The 21338-nt window shown below is 69.5% G+C and carries 16 protein-coding genes and 3 pseudogenes; 5 read left to right on the top strand and 14 right to left on the bottom strand.

All coding sequences use genetic code 11. The features are described from left to right. Positions 1 to 28: 28 nt before the first annotated feature. Both ACFY2Z_RS33615 and atpF read left to right on the top strand, forming a co-directional pair. A pseudogene (locus ACFY2Z_RS33615) lies at positions 29 to 622 on the top strand (substrate-binding domain-containing protein); the annotation flags it as partial. A 158-nt stretch (positions 623 to 780) separates the two neighbouring features. Beyond that, positions 781 to 1293 (top strand): F0F1 ATP synthase subunit B, encoded by a 513-nt coding sequence (gene atpF / locus ACFY2Z_RS33610; protein WP_390747833.1) that lies wholly within the window; start codon positions 781 to 783, stop codon positions 1291 to 1293. A gap of 27 nt (positions 1294 to 1320) precedes the next feature. Here atpF and ACFY2Z_RS33605 read toward each other — a convergent pair whose 3' ends face one another. The 3 genes and pseudogenes from ACFY2Z_RS33605 to ACFY2Z_RS33595 form a co-directional block, all read right to left on the bottom strand. Then, positions 1321 to 1971 carry a GNAT family N-acetyltransferase gene (locus ACFY2Z_RS33605; protein ID WP_390747832.1) on the bottom strand — a complete coding sequence of 217 codons (651 nt, stop codon included), beginning with the start codon at positions 1969 to 1971 and terminating at the stop codon, positions 1321 to 1323. A gap of 150 nt (positions 1972 to 2121) precedes the next feature. Continuing rightward, a pseudogene (locus ACFY2Z_RS33600) lies at positions 2122 to 2501 on the bottom strand (hypothetical protein); the annotation flags it as partial. 31 nt (positions 2502 to 2532) lie between these two features. Continuing rightward, positions 2533 to 3480, bottom strand: a complete 948-nt coding sequence (locus ACFY2Z_RS33595; protein ID WP_390747831.1) for a GNAT family N-acetyltransferase — start codon at positions 3478 to 3480, stop codon at positions 2533 to 2535. Between the two features lie 118 nt (positions 3481 to 3598). Here ACFY2Z_RS33595 and ACFY2Z_RS33590 point away from each other — a divergent pair, with 118 nt between their 5' ends. Continuing rightward, positions 3599 to 4396: an IclR family transcriptional regulator gene (locus ACFY2Z_RS33590; RefSeq protein WP_390747830.1), complete on the top strand. Its 798-nt coding sequence runs from the start codon at positions 3599 to 3601 to the stop codon at positions 4394 to 4396. Positions 4397 to 4459: 63 nt separating this feature from the next. Here ACFY2Z_RS33590 and ACFY2Z_RS33585 read toward each other — a convergent pair whose 3' ends face one another. The 7 genes from ACFY2Z_RS33585 to betA form a co-directional block, all read right to left on the bottom strand. After that, positions 4460 to 6925: an FAD-dependent oxidoreductase gene (locus ACFY2Z_RS33585; protein ID WP_390747829.1), complete on the bottom strand. Its 2466-nt coding sequence runs from the start codon at positions 6923 to 6925 to the stop codon at positions 4460 to 4462. 226 nt (positions 6926 to 7151) lie between these two features. Continuing rightward, a complete protein-coding gene (locus ACFY2Z_RS33580; protein ID WP_390747828.1) occupies positions 7152 to 8117 on the bottom strand; it encodes an ABC transporter substrate-binding protein in 966 nt (321 codons plus the stop codon). A 13-nt stretch (positions 8118 to 8130) separates the two neighbouring features. Then, the gene (locus ACFY2Z_RS33575) at positions 8131 to 10056 is read right to left on the bottom strand and encodes an ABC transporter permease subunit (protein ID WP_390747843.1); all 1926 of its coding nucleotides are present in this window, start codon (positions 10054 to 10056) and stop codon (positions 8131 to 8133) included. A 50-nt stretch (positions 10057 to 10106) separates the two neighbouring features. Further along, positions 10107 to 11198 (bottom strand): glycine betaine/L-proline ABC transporter ATP-binding protein, encoded by a 1092-nt coding sequence (locus ACFY2Z_RS33570; protein ID WP_390747827.1) that lies wholly within the window; start codon positions 11196 to 11198, stop codon positions 10107 to 10109. 20 nt (positions 11199 to 11218) lie between these two features. Next, on the bottom strand, positions 11219 to 12688 hold the full coding sequence (locus ACFY2Z_RS33565) for an aldehyde dehydrogenase family protein (protein ID WP_390747826.1): 1470 nt from the start codon (positions 12686 to 12688) through the stop codon (positions 11219 to 11221). 139 nt (positions 12689 to 12827) lie between these two features. Further along, positions 12828 to 13664 (bottom strand): 5,10-methylenetetrahydrofolate reductase, encoded by an 837-nt coding sequence (locus tag ACFY2Z_RS33560; protein ID WP_390747825.1) that lies wholly within the window; start codon positions 13662 to 13664, stop codon positions 12828 to 12830. A gap of 3 nt (positions 13665 to 13667) precedes the next feature. Next, on the bottom strand, positions 13668 to 15338 hold the full coding sequence (betA, locus tag ACFY2Z_RS33555) for a choline dehydrogenase (RefSeq protein WP_390747824.1): 1671 nt from the start codon (positions 15336 to 15338) through the stop codon (positions 13668 to 13670). Between the two features lie 150 nt (positions 15339 to 15488). Between betA and ACFY2Z_RS33550 the strand changes: the two genes are divergently transcribed. Next, positions 15489 to 16286: an IclR family transcriptional regulator gene (locus ACFY2Z_RS33550; protein WP_390747823.1), complete on the top strand. Its 798-nt coding sequence runs from the start codon at positions 15489 to 15491 to the stop codon at positions 16284 to 16286. 71 nt (positions 16287 to 16357) lie between these two features. Here the strand turns inward: ACFY2Z_RS33550 and ACFY2Z_RS33545 are convergent, their stop codons facing one another. From ACFY2Z_RS33545 to ACFY2Z_RS33530, 4 genes are all read right to left on the bottom strand, one after another. Next, positions 16358 to 17491, bottom strand: a complete 1134-nt coding sequence (locus ACFY2Z_RS33545; RefSeq protein ID WP_390747822.1) for an aromatic ring-hydroxylating dioxygenase subunit alpha — start codon at positions 17489 to 17491, stop codon at positions 16358 to 16360. Positions 17492 to 17622: 131 nt separating this feature from the next. Beyond that, positions 17623 to 18786: an NAD(P)/FAD-dependent oxidoreductase gene (locus ACFY2Z_RS33540; protein ID WP_390747821.1), complete on the bottom strand. Its 1164-nt coding sequence runs from the start codon at positions 18784 to 18786 to the stop codon at positions 17623 to 17625. Continuing rightward, positions 18783 to 19145, bottom strand: coding sequence for a bifunctional 3-phenylpropionate/cinnamic acid dioxygenase ferredoxin subunit (locus ACFY2Z_RS33535; protein ID WP_390747820.1), 363 nt, complete (start codon positions 19143 to 19145; stop codon positions 18783 to 18785). Before ACFY2Z_RS33535 ends, ACFY2Z_RS33540 begins: the two co-directional genes overlap by 4 nt. A gap of 359 nt (positions 19146 to 19504) precedes the next feature. Further along, positions 19505 to 20590: an S-(hydroxymethyl)mycothiol dehydrogenase gene (locus tag ACFY2Z_RS33530; protein ID WP_390747819.1), complete on the bottom strand. Its 1086-nt coding sequence runs from the start codon at positions 20588 to 20590 to the stop codon at positions 19505 to 19507. 407 nt (positions 20591 to 20997) lie between these two features. Between ACFY2Z_RS33530 and ACFY2Z_RS33525 the strand changes: the two are divergent. Next, a pseudogene (locus tag ACFY2Z_RS33525) lies at positions 20998 to 21244 on the top strand (LLM class F420-dependent oxidoreductase); the annotation flags it as partial. Positions 21245 to 21338: the final 94 nt, after the last annotated feature.

Genomic DNA, 21338 nt, shown 5'->3' with positions numbered 1-21338 from the left:
CGAGGAGCTCGGCGCGGTAGGCGGCGCCGACCTGCCCCACAGCGCGCGCCTCGCGTACGTCGGCATCGACAACCGCGCGGCCGGCGCCACCGCTGCGTACCTCCTCCAACAGTGGCTCGGCGACCGGCCCGGCAACGTGCTCACCACCATCAGTCGGGGCTCCTTCCGCGGCGAGGAAGAGCGCGACATGGGCTTCCGCAGTGCGATGCGCCTCGCGGAGCGCAAGCGTTCCCTGGTGGAGGTCACCGACAGCGACGGCCTGGACGCCACCCAGCGCGAACTGGTTCTCGAGGCGCTCGAGCGGGACGAGGGCATCGTCGCGGTCTACTCCATGGGCGGTGGCAACCTCGCCACCCTGGACGCGTTCGACGCCCTGGGCAGGTCGTGTGCCGTGTTCATCGCCCATGACCTCGACCACGACAACACAGGCCTCCTCCGCGAGCGCCGACTCTCCGCAGTCCTTCACCACGACCTGCGCCAGGACATGCGCCGCGGCTGCCAGGCCATCATGCGGGCGAACAAGGCGCTGCCGGACGACGGTCCGCCGCTCCCCTCGGCGATCCCGGTGGTCACCCCGTTCAACCTGCCACCCGACGCTTCTCCCGTGCCTGTCCCAGCGTGACACCCAGTCCGATCGGGCCCCCGACCCCTACGCCTGGGCACTCCGTCCGTCCCGACACCCACGGTGAGAACCTTCAGGAGCGTTGTCAGACAACCGAGTTGGGTAAGAACTCACATCTGAAGCTCCCCAACACTGCAATAACTTCGTAAGATCTTGGCATGGGCATACTCATACCCCGGCTCGCCCCGACACTCGTGTGCTTGCTGGCCTTCGCCGTGATCTTCGTTTCCTTCACCAAGATCCTTCTGCCTCGGATCAACAAGGCCCTTGCCGAACGGCAGGACGCTATCGACGGTCAGCGGGAACACGCCGAGCAGACGGCCCTCGAGGCCGCTGAAGTCCTCGCCAGGTACCGCGAGGAGCTGGCCGAGGCCCGGCATGAGGCGGCTCGCCTGCGCCAGGAGGCTTCGGAGCAGGGCGCACAACTGATCGCTGAGATTCGCGCCGAGGGTCTGCGGGAACGCGAGGAGATGCTCGCGGAAGCTCAGGCACAGCTCGCGACCGACCGGGTGATCGCGGCAACAGAGCTTCGAGGTGCCGTCATTTCGCTGGCCACGGAGCTGGCGGGCCGGGTGGTCGGCGAGCCGATCGACGGTGTCGCCCACGAAAGCGACATCGTGGACCGCTACTTCTCGGACCTTGATGCGCGAAACGCGGCAGGATTGCCGTAGTCCTCGAGCGCGCTCCTGCCGAGATGATCAACGGGCAGGAGGAACAGGAGAGACACGTCGCGGTGGACACGAAGGGCTTCCCTGCGAGGAGGGCCGTTCGTCGCCTCGTATCCGGGCGTGGAGATGTTCATCGTGCCACCCGTCCGTATGCAGCAGGGCGCTTCGCATAGTGCCTTCCAGAGCGAACCCGGCCTTCGTCGCAACTCGGCAGGAGGCCGGGTTGGCCACGGAATGGGTGAGGCGCAGCCGGTGCAGACCGAGGTCGTCCATCGCCCACCGGCTCACCCGAAGGGTGGCATCGACCATGACGCCACCACCGCGACCGGTTGGCAGCAGCCAGTAAAGGATCTCGGCGCTCCCGCCCTTGAGATCGATATCGCCCCAACCGATCAGGCCCATGGGTCGCTCACCGACCTGCGCGACAGCCCAGATGGCCGATTGCTCCGACTTCCAGCGCTCATGCCAGCGGGCGATCCTCTCCTGCGCATCCTCCAGTGACACGTCACGCCCTGGACGGTTCCACTGCTGAATATCCGGGTCCAGGCACGCGTCCACGACGACCTGGGCATCGTCTTGCCGCCACGGACGCAGTTCTACGTTCCCGGCGAGCCGGAACACCGGTTGTTCGCTCTGGCTCATCCGCCCTGCGGGGACCACGGCAGGTGTCGAAGCGATCATCGCTGCATGATGCCACCCCGCTAGGCTTGGTGGACATCCTGATCTTGACGTCGTTCCGGCCGTGCCGGGTGACTGGCCCGCAATCATGCCCAGGAGTAACCCCGGTCGGCGAGAAGCTGCCGGGGCTTGCACCGCGGCGGGCGAGCTACCTCACGATGGCGCCGCACAGCAGCGGATGTCCATCGTCTGCTGCGGGCCCCACCGCTGTTCGACTGTGGCCATCAGCTCCCGGCCCAGCCGCGCTTACAGGGCTACCGCGGCAGTGTTGGATGCGACGACGTCGAGCACCGGATGCAGGTTCCGCTGCCGCGCTTCCCGCACTGCTTGCCCGATCAGCTTGCACCGATCCGCTGCCCCCTCGCCTGCGGCGACGTCGAGCACCGGATGCAGGCTTCGCTGCCGCGCTTCCCGCACTGCTTGCCCGATCAGCATGCACCGATCCGCTGCCCCCTCGCCTGCGGGACGACGAACAGTCTGCTGACCACGGCGGTCGCATCCCGCGTCGCCCCGATGCGCTCGCTCGCCGCACCAGACGACGAACCGGGAGTGGACTCGGTCTCCCTAGCCCCTGGTCTTGACGAGCGGCGCGTCTCGGGTGAACTTTCTGAACCCGACGCTGTAGTACAGACCGCGCGCCTCAGGATGCCCTGGCGCACCCAGACAGGCGACCGTCATGTGGTTGGCCCCGGCATCCCGCGCCAAGTGCATCCCGTGCAGCAGCATCGCCCTGCCCAACCCGAGCCGGCGGTGGTCCGGATGCGTTCCGACGGGCTCGAATTCGGCGGTCTTGTTCGCCTCGTCGAGCCACATGATCGTCGATGCGGCCATCGTTCCGTCCGGCGCCTCCACCAGGACGTGCAGGTCCCCGCGGTACGGGGGTGTCCGCCGGACGCCCTCGTAGGCCTCGGCTGTATATGTTGACGGGGCCCAGGCATCCACATGGGCCTGGACCGCGGCCTGCGGCCCGGCCTCGTCGGCGGTGTGGAAACGGAATCCGTCCGGCAGCACCGGCCGTTCCAGATCATCGAGGTCCCGCTCATTGAGTTGGGTCCAGGAGCCGGTGTCGCCGAGCGAAGCCGGATCGGTCTCATAACCGTGCGCCGCCCATCGCCTCAGGGCGAACGCGTCGGCGGCGCTCGGCATCACGGTGCGCTCGATGCCGACCGTCGCACCGTCGTACCAGTCGATCACGTCGTCCACCAGCTCGCTGTGCTCGGGATGGACTTGATATCCCAGATAGGCGCTGGTGACGTCCTTCACCGACCCGTCGTTCCGCCGCACCTGGTGCGGCAGACAGGCCCAGCCCCACGCGACCAGATCGGCACCGGAGAACCACAGCCGACGCCGCCAGCTCTCGCCGTAGCCGGCGTGCCCTTTACCCCAGTTCCAGGCCAGCTCGCCGTACGTCGCGTCACTGTTCACCAGATCGGGACGGACGGCAGTGACCCGTTGCGCCAGACCTTGCATGAGTTGAACGTCCGCAGCGGTCACGAGCTCGGAGTCATCCATGCTGCGCCACTGTGCCAGGGCTCCGCGGAGCCCTCGAACCATTTTCCGTGGTACACCGGCTTGTCCGCACCTCCGTCGCATAGGCGAGATGCGGGACGCCCATACGTATAGTTGCGCCATGAGCAACTATGGGGCAGACGGCGAGGCAGCGGGTCCCGGAGTCGGCGGGGTGCAGTCCGTCGATCGCGCCGTCAGCGTCCTGGAGATTCTCGCCCGGCGCGGCGAAGCGGGGGCCAGCGAGGTCGCCGCCGAGATCGACGTCCACAAGTCGACCGCGTTCCGGCTGCTCGGGGCGCTCGAGGCACGCGGTCTGGTCGAGCAGGCGGCCGATCGGGGCAAGTACCGGCTGGGCTTCGGGATCGTGCGTCTCGCGGGCGCGGTCACGGGTCGCCTCGACCTCACCCAGCAGGGCCGGCCGGTGTGCGAGCGGCTGATAGAGGAGGTCGGCGAGACCGTCAACATCGCGGTTCTGCAGGAACACTACGCGGTCAACCTCTACCAGGTACGCGGCCCCGGCGCGGTCGGCTCACACAACTGGGTCGGGCAGCTCACCCCCGTACACGCCACGTCCAGCGGCAAGATCCTGCTGGCGCATCTGCCGGCGAAGGAGCGCGCCCGAGTGCTCGCGGCCTCCGGGCTGCGGAAGCTGACGCCGCACACCCTGACCGCCAGGACGAAGCTGGAGAAGAACCTCGCCGAAGCGCGCGAGCGCGGGTACGCGGTGACGCTGGAGGAACTGGAGATCGGGCTGCACGCGATGGCGGCCCCGATCCGCTCCCGGGACGGCGAGGTCATCGCCGCCATCAGCGCATCGGGGCCGGCATACCGCTTCACCGAGGAACGTATCCACGAACTCGCGCCCGCGCTGGTCAAGGGCGCTCAGGAGATCAGCCACAGGATGGGCTACCCGGGCTGAGCCCTCTCCTGACCGGCGGCGGGCGGGACAGCCTGGTCACGCGGTGGTTCTCCCTCTCCGAGGCTAACCACGGAGGCGGGACATGGCCGGGTCGAACAGGGGCTCCTCGGCCACGACGGCCTCGATGCGCTGGTCGAAGTAGCCGATGTGCACGGTGGTTCCGGGGGTGGCCAGTTCCGCCGGGAGCCAGGCGTAGGCGATGCCCTTGCCGATGGTGTAGCCGTAGGCGCCGCTGGTGACATGGCCGACGGCGCGGTCGCCGTCGTACACCGGCTCCTTGCCCATGACCGTCGCGCGCGGGTCGTCGATGGTCAGACAGCTGAGCCTGCGGCGCACGTCGGCCTTGCGGCGCTCCAGCGCGGCCTTGCCGATGAAGTCGCCCTTGTCGAGCCTGACGGCGAAGCCGAGGCCCGCCTCGTAGGGGTCGTGCTCATAGGTCATGTCGGTGCCGAAGGAGCGGTAGCCCTTCTCCAGGCGGAGGCTGTTGAAGGCGCCGCGACCGGCGATGATGCCGCCCAGCGGCTCGGCCGCGGCCCAGAGGGTGTCCCACAGCTTCCGGCCCAGGTCGGCGGTGGTGTACAGCTCCCAGCCGAGTTCGCCGACGTAGCTCAGGCGCATGGCGGTCACCGGGACGCTGCCGATGTGGGCGCGCTGGGCGCGGAAGTACTTGAGGCCGTCGTTGGAGAAGTCGCGGTCGGTCAGGGGCTGGAGGACCTCGCGGGCGAGCGGGCCCCACAGGCCGATGCAGCAGGTGCCGGCGGTGATGTCGCGGACCTGGACGGTTCCTCCCCCAGCTACCGCTGGGCGGTGCTCCCAGGCGGGTAGATGGCGGGTGAGCCAGTCGAGGTCGAGATTGCCGTTGGCGCCGATCTGGAAGAGGTCGGGGGCCAGACGGGCGACGGTGATGTCGCTGCGGATGCCGCCGTCGTGGTTGAGAAGCAGGGTGTACGTCACCGAGCCCACGGACCTGGCGACCTTGCCGGTGACCAGCCGCTCCAGGAAGTCGGCGGCGCCGGGGCCGCTGACCTCCAGGCGCTTGAGGGCCGTCATGTCGTACAGGGCGACGGTCTCGCGGGTGACCTGGGCCTCGGCGCCGACGACGGGCGACCAGTAGCGGGCGGCCCAGTCGTTGGGGGTGGGGATCGTACGGCCCTCGGCAAGGGACGCGTTGGCCTCGTACCACTGGGGCCGCTCCCAGCCGTTCGCCTCAAGGAAGAACCCGCCGTGTTGCTGCTGGCGGGCGTAGAAGGGGCTGGTGCGGATCGGGCGCGGTTCTCCGGACGGCTGGAGGGGGTGCAGGATGTCGTAGACCTCCACGAAGTTCTGGCAGTCGCGGGCCAGGACGTACTCCGGGGAGAGCTGGTGCGGCTCGAAGCGGTTGACGTCGCACTCGTGCAGGTCGAAGGAGGAGCAGTGGCCGTCGACCAGCCATTCGGCGACGGCCCGGCCGACGCCCGCGGAGTGGGTGACCCACACGGCCTCGGCGACCCAGAAGCCCTTGACGTCCGGGGACTCGCCGAGCAGCGGATAGCCGTCGGTGGTGAAGGAGAACAGGCCGTTGATGCCCTCCTCGATCTTGGCCTCGCGGGTGGCGGGGAGCAGTGACCGGGTCTCGGTCCAGGCGTCCTCGAAGTCATCCTCGGTGAACTTCAGGACCGAGGGCATCTCCTCGGCCTCGTCCACGGAGAGGATGTCGTCGGCGGAGACCGGCATGGGGCGGTGGCCGTAGGAGCCGATGCCGAGTCCGTCGAAGCGGTCGCGGTAGTAGAGGTCGGCGTCCTGGTGGCGCAGGATCGGGCGGACCGCCTCCTCCGTCTGGCCGGCGAGGACGGGGATCGGCCCGGTCCAGGCGAGTTGGTGGGCGAGCGGGGTGAGCGGCAGGTTCATCCCGACCATGCGGGCGATCTTCGGCCCCCAGACGCCGGCGCAGCATACGACGATGTCGGCGGGGATCTCGCCCCGGCCGGTCAGCACGCCGGTGACACGGCCCTCGCTCTGCCGCACGTCGAGGACCTCATGGCGGGCGAGGAAGCGCACACCGCGCTCGGTGGCCCGGCGGATCTGGGCCTCGACGGCCAGGACGGCCTTGGCGAGGCCGTCGGTGGGGACCAGGAGTCCGCCGAGGACCTTGTCGCGGTCGACCAGCGGGTGCCGCTCCACGCACTCGTCGGGGGTCAGCAGTTGCGCCTCGATGCCCCAGGCGGTGATCCAGCCGTGGCGGCGCCGGAGCTCGGCTAGGCGCTCGGGGCTCGTCGCCACTTCGAGGCCGCCGACCTGGAGGAAGCAGGGCTTGCCGTCGACGTCGAGGGAGCAGAACTTCTCGACGGTGTAGCGCGCCAGTTCCGTCATGGTCTTCGAGGGGTTCGTCTGGAAGACCAGGCCCGGGGCGTGCGAGGAGGATCCCCCGGTGGCCGGCAGGGGTCCTTGGTCGACCACGGTCACTTCGGTCCAGCCACGTGCGGAGATCTCGTCCGCGAGGGCCGCTCCCACGACGCCCGCTCCGATGATGACCACTCGGGGTCCCGCCATCGCCCAACCTCCGAACTCGAGAACGGTTCAGTTGCTCTTTACGCAACATGATTCAGGTTGTGCAACTCAATGTGCCCGTCGCCATGGAGGGTGTCAAGGGGTCGGTGACCTCGGAGAACAGCCCGGAACACGGCAACGCCCGGCGGGCGGTGCGCAGCTGTGCACACCGCCCGCCGGGCGTCCTCAACCGGCTTCTACCCGATTCCTGTCACGTCGGCCGCCTCGGCTACTTCAGCCAGGCGTCGGCCTTGTCGCGGTTCGCCTCGACCCACTTCTTTGCCGCCGCGTCGTCCGACATCTTGTCCACCGCGATGTACTTGGCGACGGTGTTCTGGTCGTCGTTCGTCCAGTGGAACTTCTTCACCAGGTCGTACGCCGGACTGCCCGACTTGGCGAACGTGGCGCCGACGATCTTGTCCAGGTCGTAGACGGGGTAGTCGCAGGCCACCTTCGCCGCGTCGGCGTCGCAACCCGTCGTGTACTTCGGCAGGTTGACCTTGACCAGGGGGACCTCCGACATGAACCACTGGGGCTCGTAGAAGTAGCCGACCATCCACTGCTTGTTCTTCTCGGCCGTCCTGAAGGCCTGGATGAGCGCGGTCTCGCTGCCCGCGTACACCACCTTGAAGTTCAGCTTCAGGTTCTTCACCAGCGCCGCGTCGTTGGTGACATAGGACGGGTCCCCGTCGAGCAACTGGCCCTTGCCGCCGGACTCGGAGGTCTTGAACCGGTCGGCGTACTTGTTGAGGTTCCGCCAGTCGGTGATGTCCGGATGCGCCTTGGCCAGCCACGGCGGCACGAACCAGCCGATGACGCCCTTGTTGCCGGTCGAGCCCGCCTCGACGGCCGTCTTCTGCTCGGTGATGTACTTCTTCTTCAGATCGTCGTGACCCCAGTTCTCCAGGACGGCGTCGACCTCACCGGTCCCGAAGCCCTGCCAGGCGATCTCCTCCTTCAGGTCCTTCTTCTGGACCGTACAGCCGAGATCGTGCTGCGCCACATACGCGACGACCGCCGCGTCCGCCTCGTAGCCGATCCACGGGTTGACGGCCAGGTTGAAGGTGCCGCACTTGCCGCCCGAGGCCTTCGAGCCCGCGGAGGTGCTGTCGCCGACCTTCGCGCCCGAGCAGGCCGTGAGGGTGAGGCCGAGGACGGCCAGGCCGGCCGCGCCGGTTCGCCAGTGTCTTGCCATGGTGTCGTGCTCCTTATGCCCTGGTGCGTCGTGCCGCAGCCTGAGTGATCCGGTCGAACATGACTCCGAGAAGTACGATGGCAACTCCCGCCGCCAGCCCCTTGCCGTACAGCTCTCCCTGCGAGAACCCGGCCACGACGTCGTAGCCGAGGGCGCCGGCCCCTACCAGGCCGCCCACCACGACCATCGACAGCACGTAGATCAGACCCTGGTTGGTCGCAAGCGTCAGGGCTCCTCGCGCCATCGGCAGTTGGACCTTGGTGATGATCTGCCAGGTGCTGCACCCGGCCGAGGTGGCCGCCTCCACCGTGGCCTCCGGCACGTTCCGCACGCCGTCCGCGATGATCTTGATCGCGACGGGCGCCGCGTAGACGACGGCCGCGACGATCGCGGTGAACCGGGTGGCGCCGAAGAGGGCCAGGAACGGCACGAGATAGACGAACGGCGGCATCACCTGCGCGGCGTCCAGGGTGGGGCGCACCAGCCGGTCCACGAGCTGACCGCGCCCCATCCAGACTCCGAACACGGCGCCGAGCAGCATCACCAGCACCGTGGCCACGGCGGTCGAGGCGAGGGTGGTCATGCTGTCCGACCAAAGGCCCGTGCCGACCAGCAGCCCGACGCACACGGCGGCCGTCACCCCGGCGCGCCATCCGCCGAGCACCGCGCCGAGTGCGACCAGGGTGACGCCGACCAGCCACCACGGGGAGTCGGTGAGCAGCGTCTGGAACGGGTCGAGCAGACCGTTGGTGAGGGCGTCACGAAGGGCGTTGGTCAGGCCCGAGAGATGGTCCTGCAACCAGGTGGTCGCCGTGTCGGCCGCGCTCGCGATATGAGTGCCGGTGCTGCCGTTGCCGGGGAACTCGGCCGCCCAGACATAGGTGTGGGACAGATACACCAGGACCAGCACGGCGATCGCGCCCACCACCAGCAGCGGCCGGCGCCAGCCGCGGAGGGTGCCGCCCGTGCGGCGGGCCGTCTCGGTGCGAACGGCCGCCGCCGTGGTGACCCGGTCGAGCACGATGGCCATGACGACGATGGCGAGGCCCGCGTTGAAGGCGGTGCCGACGTCGAGCGACTGCAGGGCCTGGACGACCGTCTTGCCGAGGCCGGGCGCGTCGATCAGGGCGGCGATGGTCACCATGGCCAGAGCGGCCATGATGGTCTGGTTGACGCCCATGACCACCGTGCGCCTCGACATCGGCAGCAGCACCTTCAGCAGTTGCTGCGACCGTGTCGTGCCGAGCGAGTCCGCCGCCTCGACGGTGGTCTTGGGCACGGAGCGGATGGCGTGCGCGGTGATACGGATGGCGGGCGGTGCCGCGTAGATCACCGTGGTGATCACGGCGGAGGCACCGCCGATGAGGAAGATCAGGGTCAGCGGGGCGAGATAGACGAAGGTCGGCATCGTCTGCATGAAGTCCAGGAAGGGCGTCATGATCCGGTTGAACCGGTCGGAGAGACCCGCCCACAGACCGAGCGGAATGCCGATGAGCAGGGCCACGAGGACCGCCGACAGGGTCAGCGCCAGCGTGTCCATGCTCTCCTGCCACAGGCCCTGCAGCCCGAAGAAGGTGAAGCCGGCCGCGGCCAGCAGGGCGACCCGCCAGTTGCCCACGGCCCAGGAGACATAGCCGGCGAGTCCGACGACGCCGAGCCAGCCGATCTGCGGGACCGGGCGGCTGCCGGTGGGCTGGGAGATCAGGGACTGGACGAAGGTCACCAGGTTGTCGATGGCCAGGCGGATCTCGTTGAAGAAGTACAGGAAGAGCGGGTTGGAGTTGCGGTTGGCCCCGATGCTGTCGTTGACGTCGTTCAGCCAGCGGTGCAGACCGGTGAGATCGGCCGCCGCGAGGGTCAGCGTCTGCCGGCCGCGCAGCACCGCGAAGAGCACCAGCCAGACGATCAGGGTCGCCGCCACCGCCGTACGGCGGCTCATCTTCCGGCGCAGGGTCGCGACCGGCGCGGTCGCGTCGGCGGCGACGGCCATCACGCACCGCCTTCCTGTCCGGCGACGACGGAGAGGATCTCCTCGTCGCCGACGATGCCGAGCAGCTTGCCGTCCTCGACGACCTTGACCGGCTTCTCGGCGGCGAGCACCACCCGGGTGGCCTCGCGCACCACGACGTCCGGTCCCAACTCCGGCCCGTCGAGGGAGTCGTCGGGATCGGCGGGGCGCATGATCCAGCGCAGGGTGAGGACGTCGCCGCGCGGCACGTCCCGGACGAAGTCCCGTACGTAGTCGTCGGCGGGGGCACCGACCAGTTCGTCACCGGTGCCGCACTGGACCGTCCTGCCGTCGCGCATGATCAGGATGCGGTCGCCCAGCTTCAGCGCCTCGGAGAGGTCGTGGGTGATGAACACCATGGTCTTGCCGACCTCGTGGTGCAGGCGGATGACCTCGCTCTGCATGTCGCGGCGGATCAGCGGGTCGAGCGCCGAGAACGGCTCGTCGAAGAAGAGGACGTCGGGGTCGCCGGCGAGCGCGCGGGCGAGACCGACGCGCTGCTGCATACCGCCGGAGAGCTGGTCGGGGTAGGAGTTCTCGTAGCCGGCGAGGCCCACCAGTTCGACGGTCTCCAGCGCACGCCTGGTGCGCTCGGCCCTGCCCATGCCCCGGATCTCCAGGCCGAACGCCACGTTGTCGACGACCCTGCGGTGCGGCAGCAGTCCGAAGTGCTGGAAGACCATGGAGAACTTGCTGCGCCGCAGTTCGCGCAGCCGCCCGGCGTCAGCGCCCCGGATGTCCTCGCCCTCGAAGACGACCTCCCCGGCGGTCGGTTCGATCAGCCGGGTCAGACATCGCACCAGGGTGGACTTGCCGGAGCCGGACAGGCCCATGACGACGAAGACCTCGCCGGGCGACACCTCGAAGCTCACGTCCCGTACGGCAGCGGTGCATCCGGTGCGGTCCAGGAGCTCGCGGCGGGTGAGGCTGCACAACTCCTCGGATCCCGGCACCTCGTCGGCCTTCGGTCCGAACACCTTCCACAGCCGGCGCACCGAGATGACCGGGGTGCGCTCCGGGGGGTCCTGGGACGTGTCGCGCCGCTGCGACACCTCGGTCTGGGCTGGGGTCATGATCAGTCTCTTTTCGGCGTTCAGCCGCGGAACCAGTGCTGCGGCCGGGGTTGGATGTTCTGCCAGACGTGTTTGGGCTCTCGGTACTCGTCAAGGCCGGTCGGCCCCAGCTCACGGCCCACGCCGGAGTGTCCGAAGCCACCCCATTCCGCCTGCGGCACATAGGGGTGGTAGTCGTTGATCCACACGGTGCCGTGGCGCAGCCTGCGCGCCACCCGCTGGGCCTTGCCCGCGTCCTGTGTCCAGACGGCTCCGGCGAGGCCGTACTGCGTGTCGTTGGCGATGCGGACCGCGTCGTCCTCGTCATGGAAGCGCTCGACGGTGAGTACGGGTCCGAAGGACTCCTCGTGCACCACGCTCATGTCCTGCCGGCACGCGTCGAGGACGGTGGGCGGGTAGTAGAAGCCGCCGCTCAGCGCGGGATCGTCGGGGCGCGCGCCGCCGCAGCGCAGTACGGCGCCCTCGGCGAGGCCGGCGGCGACGTACGCCTCGACCTTCTCCCGGTGCTGTGCGGAGATCAGCGCCCCGGTGTCGGCCTCCGGGTCGAAGGGTCCGCCCAGGCGGATGAGCCGGGCGCGGCGCACGAGTTCGTCGACGAAGACGTCGTGCAGCGAGTCCTCGACGATCAGGCGGGCGCCGGCCGAGCAGACCTGCCCGGAGTGCAGGAAGACGGCGGTGAGGGCGAAGTCCACTGCGGTCTCGAAGTCGGCGTCGGCGAAGACGACGTTCGGGTTCTTGCCGCCGAGTTCCAGCGCGACCTTCTTCACCGTCACCGCGGCGGCGGCCATGATGCGCCGCCCGGTGTCGAGGCCTCCGGTGAACGAGACCATGTCGACGTCCGGGTGCTCGGCCAGCGGCGCGCCCGCCTCGGCTCCGGCGCCCAGCACGAGTTGGGCGGCGCCGGCCGGCAGGCCCGCCTCCTCGAGGGCCTTCATCAGCAGGATCGAGGTGGAGGGCGTCAGCTCGCTGGGCTTGAGGACCACGGTGTTGCCCGCGAGCAGGGCCGGGGCGACCTTCCACGAGGCCTGCAGCAGCGGGTAGTTCCAGGGGGTGATCAGTCCGCAGACGCCGACGGGCTCGTAGGTGATCCGGCTGAGCGCGTCGTCGCGGCCGGTGTCGACCACCCGGCCGGCGCTGGTGCCGGCGACACCGCCGTAGTAGCGGAAGCAGGACACGACGTCGGCGATGTCGTACTCGCTCTCCACCAGGCGCTTGCCGGTGTCGAGCGACTCCGCACGGGCGAAGTCCTTGGCGTCGCGTTCCAGGATGTCGGCGGTGCGCAGCAGCAGTGCGCCGCGCTCACGCTCGGGGGTGCGGGGCCAGGGGCCGTCGTCGAAGGCGCGCCGGGCGGCGGCGATCGCCGCCTCGGTGTCGGGTCGGGTCGCCTCCGAGACCGTCGCGACCAGCGCGCCGTCCGCCGGACAGCGGATCTCCCGGTGGCCGCCCGCCACCGGGGCGCGCCACTCTCCGTCCACATACAGATCTGCCACGGCCGCGCCCTTCGAACGAAGTCGTTGCGCATTGTGCACTGCATTGTTTGTGGTGGAACACCCTGTCCGACGGGACTGACACCCGTCAAGAGGGTGGGGGTCCCGGTTCGGTCACCGGAGCGGCGCTCTCGCGCGCGTGTCAGCCGCCCAGCCGGTCCAGCAGGGCCCGGCGCCAACGCTCCGTCTCTGCGATCTGGTTGAAGGTGAACAGGTGCAGGCCGGCCAGTCCCGCCGACGGCTCGGTGAACCCCTCCGCGCCGCGGACGAGCAGCCTCTCCGGGGCGTATCCACCGGGTGCCGCGAGCCGCAGGAACCAGGACGTGTGCCGGGTGAGAAAACGTCCCGACTCCCCCACTCCGATCTTCGTCGCCATGGACAGCAGCTTCGCCCGCTCGACGGGCCCGGCGACGCCCATGTACAGGGGCAGTGTCACGCCGCGGCGCCGGATCCGGGCGATCCAGTCGGTGAGCACGCGCGCGTCGAAGCACAGATTGCTGACGATGTACGTGGCGTGTGCCTGTTTGTCCCCCATCGACCGGACGGTGATGTCGTCGTGGATGAGCGGATGGCTCTCCGGATAGCCGGTGATCCCCGTGTCCGCGAAGGGCCTGCCCATGTCGCTGAGCGCACGCAGCACCGGCAGTGCTCCGTCGTACGGGCCGACCGGCGGGTCGGCGTCACCCGCCGGGACGAAGACGTCGTCGACCCGGACCGCGCACAGCCGCTCCACGACGTCCTTCAGGTGCGCGTCGTCCCGCAGCAGCCGCGCGGGGACATGAGGGACCACGCGGTAACCGTGCGCCGCGAGCCGCTCGGTGAGGCCGAGGGTCGGCTCCAGGCCCCTGACCGGCGACGCCGTGACCGCGACCACGACGTCACGCGGCACATGGGCGAGGAGCTTGTCCTCCGTCGCCTTCGCCGGCAGCACCTCGTAGCGGACGCGGGTGAGCAGCGCCCGCAGGGCTTCCGTGCCCACCGCTCACCCGCCCTGCTTCTGGGCGTCGCGATGACGGTAGTAGGTGGCCTTGGAGGGCGTGAGCGGCTCCTTGCCGAGGATGAGGTCGGCCGCCTTCTCGGCGATCATCATCACCGGTGCGTAGATGTTGCCGTTCGTGACGTACGGCATCACCGACGCGTCCACCACCCGTAGCCCGTCCAGCCCGTGCACTCTCATGCTCAGCGGGTCGACGACGGACATCTCGTCGGTGCCCATCTTGCAGGTGCACGAGGGGTGCAGGGCCGTCTCGCCCTCCTCGGCGACCCAGGCGAGGATCTCCTCGTCGGACTCGACCGAGGGTCCGGGCGAGGTCTCGCCACCGTTGTAGGGGGCGAGGGCGGGCTGGTTGAGGATCCGGCGCGCGACGCGGATAGCCTCGACCCACTCGCGGCGGTCCTGCTCCGTGGAGAGGTAGTTGAAGCGCAGCGCGGGGCGCTCCCGCGGGTCCCTGCTCTTGATCTTCACCGATCCGATGGCGTTCGAGTACATGGGCCCCACGTGCACCTGGTAGCCATGGCCGCCGGCCGGCGAGGAGCCGTCGTAGCGGACGGCGACCGGCAGGAAGTGGAACATCAGGTTGGGATAGTCCACGTCCTCGTTGCTGCGGGCGAAGCCGCCCGCCTCGAAGTGGTTGGTGGCCGCGGGGCCCCTGCGGAACAGCCACTGCAGCCCGATGAAGGGGGCGCGCCACTTCGCCAGGTACGGCTGCACGGAGACGGGTTGTCTGCAGGCGTACTGGACGTACACCTCCAGGTGGTCCTGGAGGTTCTCGCCGACGCCCGGCAGATCGTGGACGACGTCGATGCCGAGGGCGGACAGTTCGGGCGCGTTGCCGACGCCGGAGAGCTGAAGCAGCTGCGGGGTGTTGACGGCGCCGCCGCACAGGATGACCTCGCGGGCCCGGACCTGCTGCGGCGCACGGCGACCCTGCTGGTACTCGACGCCGACGGCGCGCCTGTCCTCGAAGAGGACCCGGCTGACGAGGGCGCGCGTCTTCACGGTGAGGTTCGGCCGCTTCATCGCGGGCCTGAGGTACGCCTTCGAGGCCGACAGACGGCGACCGCGGTGGACGTTGCGGTCGAACTTGGCGAAGCCCTCCTGGCGGTAGCCGTTGACGTCGTCCGTGGGTGCGTAGCCCGCCTGCCGGGTGGCTTCCAGGAAGGCGGTGAAAAGCGGGTTGGTGGCCGGGCCGCGCTCCAGGACAAGGGGACCGTCATGGCCCCGGAACTCGTCGTCCGGGTCGGCCGCCAGACAGTTCTCCATGCGGCGGAAGTACGGCAGACAATGGGCGTAGTCCCAGGTCTCCATCCCTGGTCGGGACGCCCAGCGCTCGTAGTCCATCGGGTTGCCGCGCTGGAAGATCATGCCGTTGATGCTGCTGGAGCCGCCGAGCACCTTGCCGCGGGCGTGGTAGATGCGCCGGCCGCCCATATGGGGCTCGGGCTCGGACTCGTACTTCCAGTCGTAGAAGCGGCTGCCGATGGGGTAGGTCAGCGCCGCGGGCATGTGGATGAACACGTCCCACGGGTAGTCGGGGCGGCCCGCCTCCAGTACGAGCACCCGGTTCGCAGGGTCGGCCGAGAGCCGGTTGGCCAGTGCGCTGCCGGCTGATCCACCGCCGACGATGACGAAGTCGTAGTGCAGGAGAGCCATGGTGCCTCGTCTCGCTCGCGCCGTCGATATGCGGGGCATGCTAGTACGGGTATCGCAATACGCTCTAGGTTGCGAACCACGCAACTTATCCGGTGTTTGTTCACACCGCGTTACTTCTAGGGCGTTGTTTACTGCGCGTATAGTTCCGTTATGAGCAACTACAGTCCGGATACCGAAACAAGCGGGTCGTCGTCCGGCGGGGTGCAGTCCGTCGACCGGGCCATCAGCGTTCTGGAGATACTCGCCCAGCGTGGCGAGGCGGGCGTGAGCGAAGTGGCCGCCGAGATCGAGGTGCACAAGTCGACCGCGTTCCGGCTGCTCGGCGCCCTGGAGGCGCGGGGTCTCGTCGAGCAGTCGGGCGAGCGGGGCAAGTACAGCCTCGGCTTCGGCATCGTCCGTCTGGCGGGCGCCGTGACGGGACGCATCGACATCACCCAGCAGGGCCGGCCGGTGTGCGAGCGCCTGGCCGAGAGCATCGGCGAGACGGTCAACATCGCCGTGATGCAGGAGCACTACGCGATCAACCTCTACCAGGTGCGCGGCCAGGCCGCGGTCACCGCGCACAACTGGGTCGGCCAGCTGACCCCCCTGCACGCCACCTCCAGCGGCAAGATCATGCTGGCCCATCTGTCCGCCGAGGAGCGCGCCGCGCTGCTGACGGACGCCGGCCTGAAAAAGCTGACTCCGCGCACGATCTCCTCGAAGGCGAAGCTGGAGAAGAACCTCGCCGAGGCCCGGGAGCGCGGTTACGCCTGGACCCTGGAGGAGCTGGAGATCGGGCTGCACGCCATGGCGGCACCGATCCGCGGCCGGGAGGGCGAGGTCATCGCGTCGATCAGCGCCTCCGGACCCTCGTACCGGTTCACCGAGGAGCGTCTGCACGAGCTGGCTCCGGTGCTGGTCGAGGGCGCGGAGGAGATCAGCCGTCGCATGGGTCACCTGGGCTGACCGCACACCGTACACCGGCCGCACGGCCCGCCCGCGCCCTCCCCGCGGGCCACGGGCGCCGCGCTTCCCGGTCACTCTGACCGACGCACCCCGAGACGCTCCTGAACCCAGTCGTGGAAGGCGCCGATGTGGTGCTCACTGGGCACGAGCACACCGCCCTTGGCGTACAGCCGTGAGCTCATCCCCGGCTGGGTGCGCTCGCAGGCGTCGAAGTCCTGGCGGTTGACCCGGTCGAAGAGCTCCACGGACCGGCTGACGTCCTTCTGGCTCTCCACGACGTGCGGGAGGTAGAGCCAGTCGCACTCTACGACCGTGCGGTCGACGGCGACCGGGTACATCCGATGGAAGATCACATGGTCGGGCACGAGGTTGATGAACACCTGCGGCTTGACGGTGATCGCGTAGTACCGGCGGTCCTGTTCCGCGGAGACCCCCGGGATGCGGTCCAGGCCCTCGGAGCCGTCGACGGTGAAGCCCTGGACGTCCTCACCGAACTCGGCGCCGTGGCCCACGTAGTACTGGGCGGCGTAGCCGTCCGCGAACTCGGGGAGCACCTCGGTGAGTTCGGGATGAATCGTGGCGCAGTGGTAGCACTCCATGAAGTTCTCGATGATGAGCTTCCAGTTCGCCTTGACGTCGTAGACGATCCGTCTGCCCACCGCGAGGCGGGCGACGTCGTAGCGCTCGATCGACTCGACGTCGCCGAGGCGGGTGACCACCTCACCGATGACGTCCTGCTCGAAGGAGGGCGGGCTCTCCGCCAGGCACACCCAGACATAGCCGAGCCACTCACGGACGGCCACACTCACCAGGCCGTACTCCGTGCGGCCCACATCGGGCATCTTGGTGAGGTTGGGTGCCGCGAGCAGCGTGCCGTCGAGGCCGTAGGTCCAGGCGTGGTACGGGCACTGGAAGGCGCGTTTGACCTCGCCCGTCTCATCGGTGCAGAGCTTGGCCCCGCGGTGCCGGCAGACATTGAAGTAGGCGCGGATCGAATGGTCCCGGGCCCGGGTGACGAGGATGCTCTCGCGTCCCACGTCGACGGTGCGGAAGGCGCCGGGCTTCGGCAGGTCCGCGGCGCGGGCGACACAGAACCACATCGTCTCGAAGATGCGTTCCTGCTCCTGGGCGAAGACTCCGGGGTCCGTGTAGGCGGAGCCGGGAAGGGTGGCGATCAGGCTGTCCGGCAGGCTTGTCGAGGTCAACGCTTCACTCCTCGGGGAACGCCGTGGAAGGTTCAATCACGTGCCGGGAGGGGCGACTTCACACATCAGTTGCATATGAAGCAACCCTGCGTCTCATGTGCAACGCAGCATGAGAGCCCGCCGGCACGGTGTCAAGACGCCGTGGCGGTGAACTGCTTGCGCCGGCGGGTGAACAGCCGCGGCTGGTTCATCCCGAGCACGGCGACCGGCCGGCCGCCCCGCCGGTAGACGGCGAGGAAGCTGCGGTCGTCGATCGCGCCCTCCTCGACGGTCACACTGTCGGCCCCGGCGGCATGGCCCACGAACTGGATCTTCACACCGTACTGATCGGACCAGAAGTACGGAGGCCGGGGCACGCCCGGTTCCGTCGCACCGTCCGCGAGCAGCGCGGCGACTGCGGCGTCCGGCCGTTCCAGCGCGCCGGTCCAGTGCTCGACCCGGCGATGGGTCCCGGTGCGCGGGTCGTACCAGTTGGCGCAGTCGCCCACGGCGACCACCCCGGCCACGCCGGTGCGCCCGTCGGCGCCGCACTTCACACCGTTGTCGAGCGCGATGCCGGACCCCTGGAGCCACTCGACGCAGGGACGCGCACCCACACCCACGACGACCGTGTCGGCGGGAACGCCACGCCCGTCCTCCAGCAGTACGGAATCGACCCGGCGTTTCCCGCCCAGCCCCTTGACCCCCACCCCGCACAACAGCGGTACACCGTGGTCGGTGTGAAGGGCGGCGACAATCCGGCCCATGGCCTCGCCGAGCGGTCCGGCCAGCGGGGCCGGCGCCGCCTCGATCACGGTCACGTCGAGGCCGAGGGCGTACGCCGTGGAGGCGACCTCGGCGCCGACGAACCCGCCGCCGATCACCACCAGCCGTCCACCCCGGGCGAGGTCGTCCCGCAGAGCGCGGGCGTCGTCGAGGGTGCGCAGCACATGGACCCCGGCGAGGCCCTCGGCGCCGGGCAGGGTGCGGGCGGCGGCTCCGGTCGCGACGACCACACCGTCGGCACGTATCTCCCGGCCGTCGGCGAGCCGGACCGCTCGCTCGGTGCGGTCGAGTCCGGTGGCACGGGCACCGAGCACCCACTCCGCCTGGAGGTCCTCGTCGTCCCGCTCCAGTGCCAGTTCCGCCTCACCGATGGCGCCGGCCAGGAACTCCTTGGACAACGGCGGCCTGTCGTACGGGCGATGGGGCTCGTCGCCGATGACGACCAGCCGGCCGTCGTACCCCCGCCGCCGCAGCGAGCGCGCGGCCGACAGACCGGCCAGCGAGGCGCCCACCACGGCCACGGTCCTCACGCCGCGCCTCCGGCCAGGCGGGCGGCGACGCACGGCGGCAGGTTGGGCGCCTCGGTGGACAGCCGGACGTAGACCATGCCGTCCTCGACGACGACCTCGTGGGTACGTACCGGAAGCCTGGCCGGGGGCGCGTCCACGGCTCCGGTCCTGAGGTCGAACTTGGAGGCGTGCAAGGGGCATTCGACCTCGCGGCCCTCCAGCCAGCCGTCGGCGAGCGAGGCGTCCTGGTGGGTGCACGTGTCGTCGATGGCGAAGAGCTCGCCGTCGTCGGTGTGGAACACCGACACGGGCGGGTCGATGTCGAGCCGATGGGCCTCGCCTCGCGGCAGATCCGCAAGACGGCACGCGGGAATCATCATGACACCTCGGTGCGTATAACGAAACGGATTGCGGTTAGCGCAACGTCAGTCTGGAGGCCGTTCTGAACCCTTGTCAAGGCATCCACAAGCCGGGGTGCGCGAGGTCCGACGGCGGTTTTCCGGACACGTCGAAGCGACCTCGAAAGCGCAGGTGAACAAGGGAAACTGGAGCCTCACAGAAGCGACGGCGGCCCTGCCCGGTACCCCTTGCGGGGCCATTCGCCGGGCAGGGCCGCCGCGTCGCCGGGGCGGTCAGAAACCGCGGTCGATCCACTCCTGGAGATGCGGCGCCCCGGCGGTGCGGCCGTCCGGCGAGAACGTGCCCGATGTGACGAGCCGGCCGATGCGGGCGGCGGCCGTCAGAAGACCACCACCGACCGCAGGACATCACCGTGGTGCATGCGCTCGAAGGCCTTCTCCACCTCGTCCAGGGCGATGGTCTCGGTGACGAAGGCGTCCAGGTCGAGGCGGCCCTGCAGATGGAGATCGATGAGCATCGGGAAGTCACGGGAGGGCAGACAGTCGCCGTACCAGGACGACTTCAACGCCCCGCCCCGGCCGAAGACGTCGAGCAGCGGCAGCTCCAGCTGCATTTCCGGGGTCGGTACGCCGACCAGCACCACGGTGCCGGCCAGATCGCGCGCGTAGAAGGCCTGCCGGTACGTCTCCGGGCGCCCCACCGCCTCGATGACCACATCGGCGCCGAACCCTCCGGTCAGCTCGCGCACCGCGTCGACCGCGTCGGTCCGCCGGGAGTTGACCGTGTGCGTCGCGCCCAGTCTCTTGGCCGTGGCGAGTTTCCGGTCGTCGATGTCCAAGGCGATGATCTTCGCCGCGCCCGCGAGCTTCGCCCCGACGACGGCCGCGTCCCCCACTCCGCCGCAGCCGATCACGGCGACGGTGTCACCGCGTCCGACGTTGCCGGTGTTGATGGCCGCGCCGATGCCCGCCATCACACCGCAGCCCAGCAGTCCGGCGGCCGCCGCCGACGCGGCCCGGTCCACCTTGGTGCACTGACCGGCCGCCACGAGCGTCTTCTCCGCGAAGGCGCCGATCCCCAGAGCGGGCGAGAGCTCCGTGCCGTCGGTCGACGTCATCCTCTGCCGGGCGTTGTGGGTGTTGAAGCAGTACCAGGGCCGCCCTCGCAGACAGGCCCGGCACTGGCCGCACACGGCGCGCCAGTTCAGGATGACAAAGTCGCCCGGTGCCACGTCGGTGACGCCGTCACCGACCGCCTCGACCACCCCCGCCGCCTCGTGCCCCAGCAGGAAAGGGAAGTCCTCGCTGATGCCGCCCTCGCGATAGTGCAGATCGGTGTGGCAGACGCCGCAGGCCTCGACCTTGACCAGCGCCTCACCCGGGCCGGGGTCGGGCACGACGATCGTCTCCAGACCGACAGGGGCGCCCTTGCTCCTCGCGACGACGGCACGGACCTGCTGAGACATGGTCACTCCTCGGCTGACAGAGGGACGAGATGTTGCCTAATACGGTACGCATCTCGTGTATCGCAACTCAGCATCGCGGAGGCCACATCAGGGGTCAAGAGAGTGACCCCGGGATTGCTCGCACCCGCTGGGCGCGGCTCACCGGGTCTTCCAGGGTGGCGAGCAACTCCGTGCGGGCGGCGGCGAGTCGGGCCGGGATCGGTCGCCCCGCGTGCGTGACAACGGGGAAGAGCCGACCGAGGCGGCGGCGCCCCTCCACGTGGTCACCCCCTGCCCGCGCCGCGCACAAACCCCACCACCCGCCTACAGCGCCATGCACGTCCTGGTTCCCCGTGGATACCCGGGACGCGGTCCCACGCCGGAGACGTGGCACGCCAGAAGGGGCAACGGCCGGATCCGGATACTTTCTGTCATGCGAGGAGCACAGTCCGGCAGAGCTCGTCGAGCAGGCCCGGATGGCCGAGCAGGCCGGTTTCAGCTCCCTGTGGATCTGGAACCATCACCACCCCTGGAACGACCGCCACGGCAGGCACCGCACGGTGGAGAACGCCCGCGTACACGCCTCCCGACGCTCCGGTGCCCGTCGGCGTCTCCACCTTCGGCCCGCAGGCGGCCGCGGTCGCCGCGCGCACCGGCGACGGGCTGATCACGATGCACATCCGGCATCCGGAGGTCACGGTGCCGAGGGACGCCGTCGCCTCCCTTCATCCCCGGCTGGAGGCCGCCGCGCTGGAAGTGGTGGAGCGCG

Origin of the sequence: Streptomyces sp. NPDC001222, assembly GCF_042896945.1 — a bacterium.
GTDB lineage: Bacteria > Actinomycetota > Actinomycetes > Streptomycetales > Streptomycetaceae > Streptomyces > Streptomyces gibsoniae.
This window is presented reverse-complemented; position numbering and strand designations above follow the sequence as displayed.

Coding starts and splice junctions, on each gene's coding strand:
- ACFY2Z_RS33535 (WP_390747820.1), bottom strand. CDS start 19,145: ATGATGATTCCCGCGTGCCGTCTTGCGGATCTGCCGCGAGGCGAGGCC.
- ACFY2Z_RS33580 (WP_390747828.1), bottom strand. CDS start 8,117: ATGGCAAGACACTGGCGAACCGGCGCGGCCGGCCTGGCCGTCCTCGGC.
- ACFY2Z_RS33605 (WP_390747832.1), bottom strand. CDS start 1,971: ATGATCGCTTCGACACCTGCCGTGGTCCCCGCAGGGCGGATGAGCCAG.
- ACFY2Z_RS33570 (WP_390747827.1), bottom strand. CDS start 11,198: ATGACCCCAGCCCAGACCGAGGTGTCGCAGCGGCGCGACACGTCCCAG.
- ACFY2Z_RS33590 (WP_390747830.1), top strand. CDS start 3,599: ATGAGCAACTATGGGGCAGACGGCGAGGCAGCGGGTCCCGGAGTCGGC.
- ACFY2Z_RS33575 (WP_390747843.1), bottom strand. CDS start 10,056: ATGAGCCGCCGTACGGCGGTGGCGGCGACCCTGATCGTCTGGCTGGTG.
- atpF (WP_390747833.1), top strand. CDS start 781: ATGGGCATACTCATACCCCGGCTCGCCCCGACACTCGTGTGCTTGCTG.
- ACFY2Z_RS33585 (WP_390747829.1), bottom strand. CDS start 6,925: ATGGCGGGACCCCGAGTGGTCATCATCGGAGCGGGCGTCGTGGGAGCG.
- ACFY2Z_RS33595 (WP_390747831.1), bottom strand. CDS start 3,480: ATGGATGACTCCGAGCTCGTGACCGCTGCGGACGTTCAACTCATGCAA.
- betA (WP_390747824.1), bottom strand. CDS start 15,338: ATGGCTCTCCTGCACTACGACTTCGTCATCGTCGGCGGTGGATCAGCC.
- ACFY2Z_RS33530 (WP_390747819.1), bottom strand. CDS start 20,590: ATGTCTCAGCAGGTCCGTGCCGTCGTCGCGAGGAGCAAGGGCGCCCCT.
- ACFY2Z_RS33550 (WP_390747823.1), top strand. CDS start 15,489: ATGAGCAACTACAGTCCGGATACCGAAACAAGCGGGTCGTCGTCCGGC.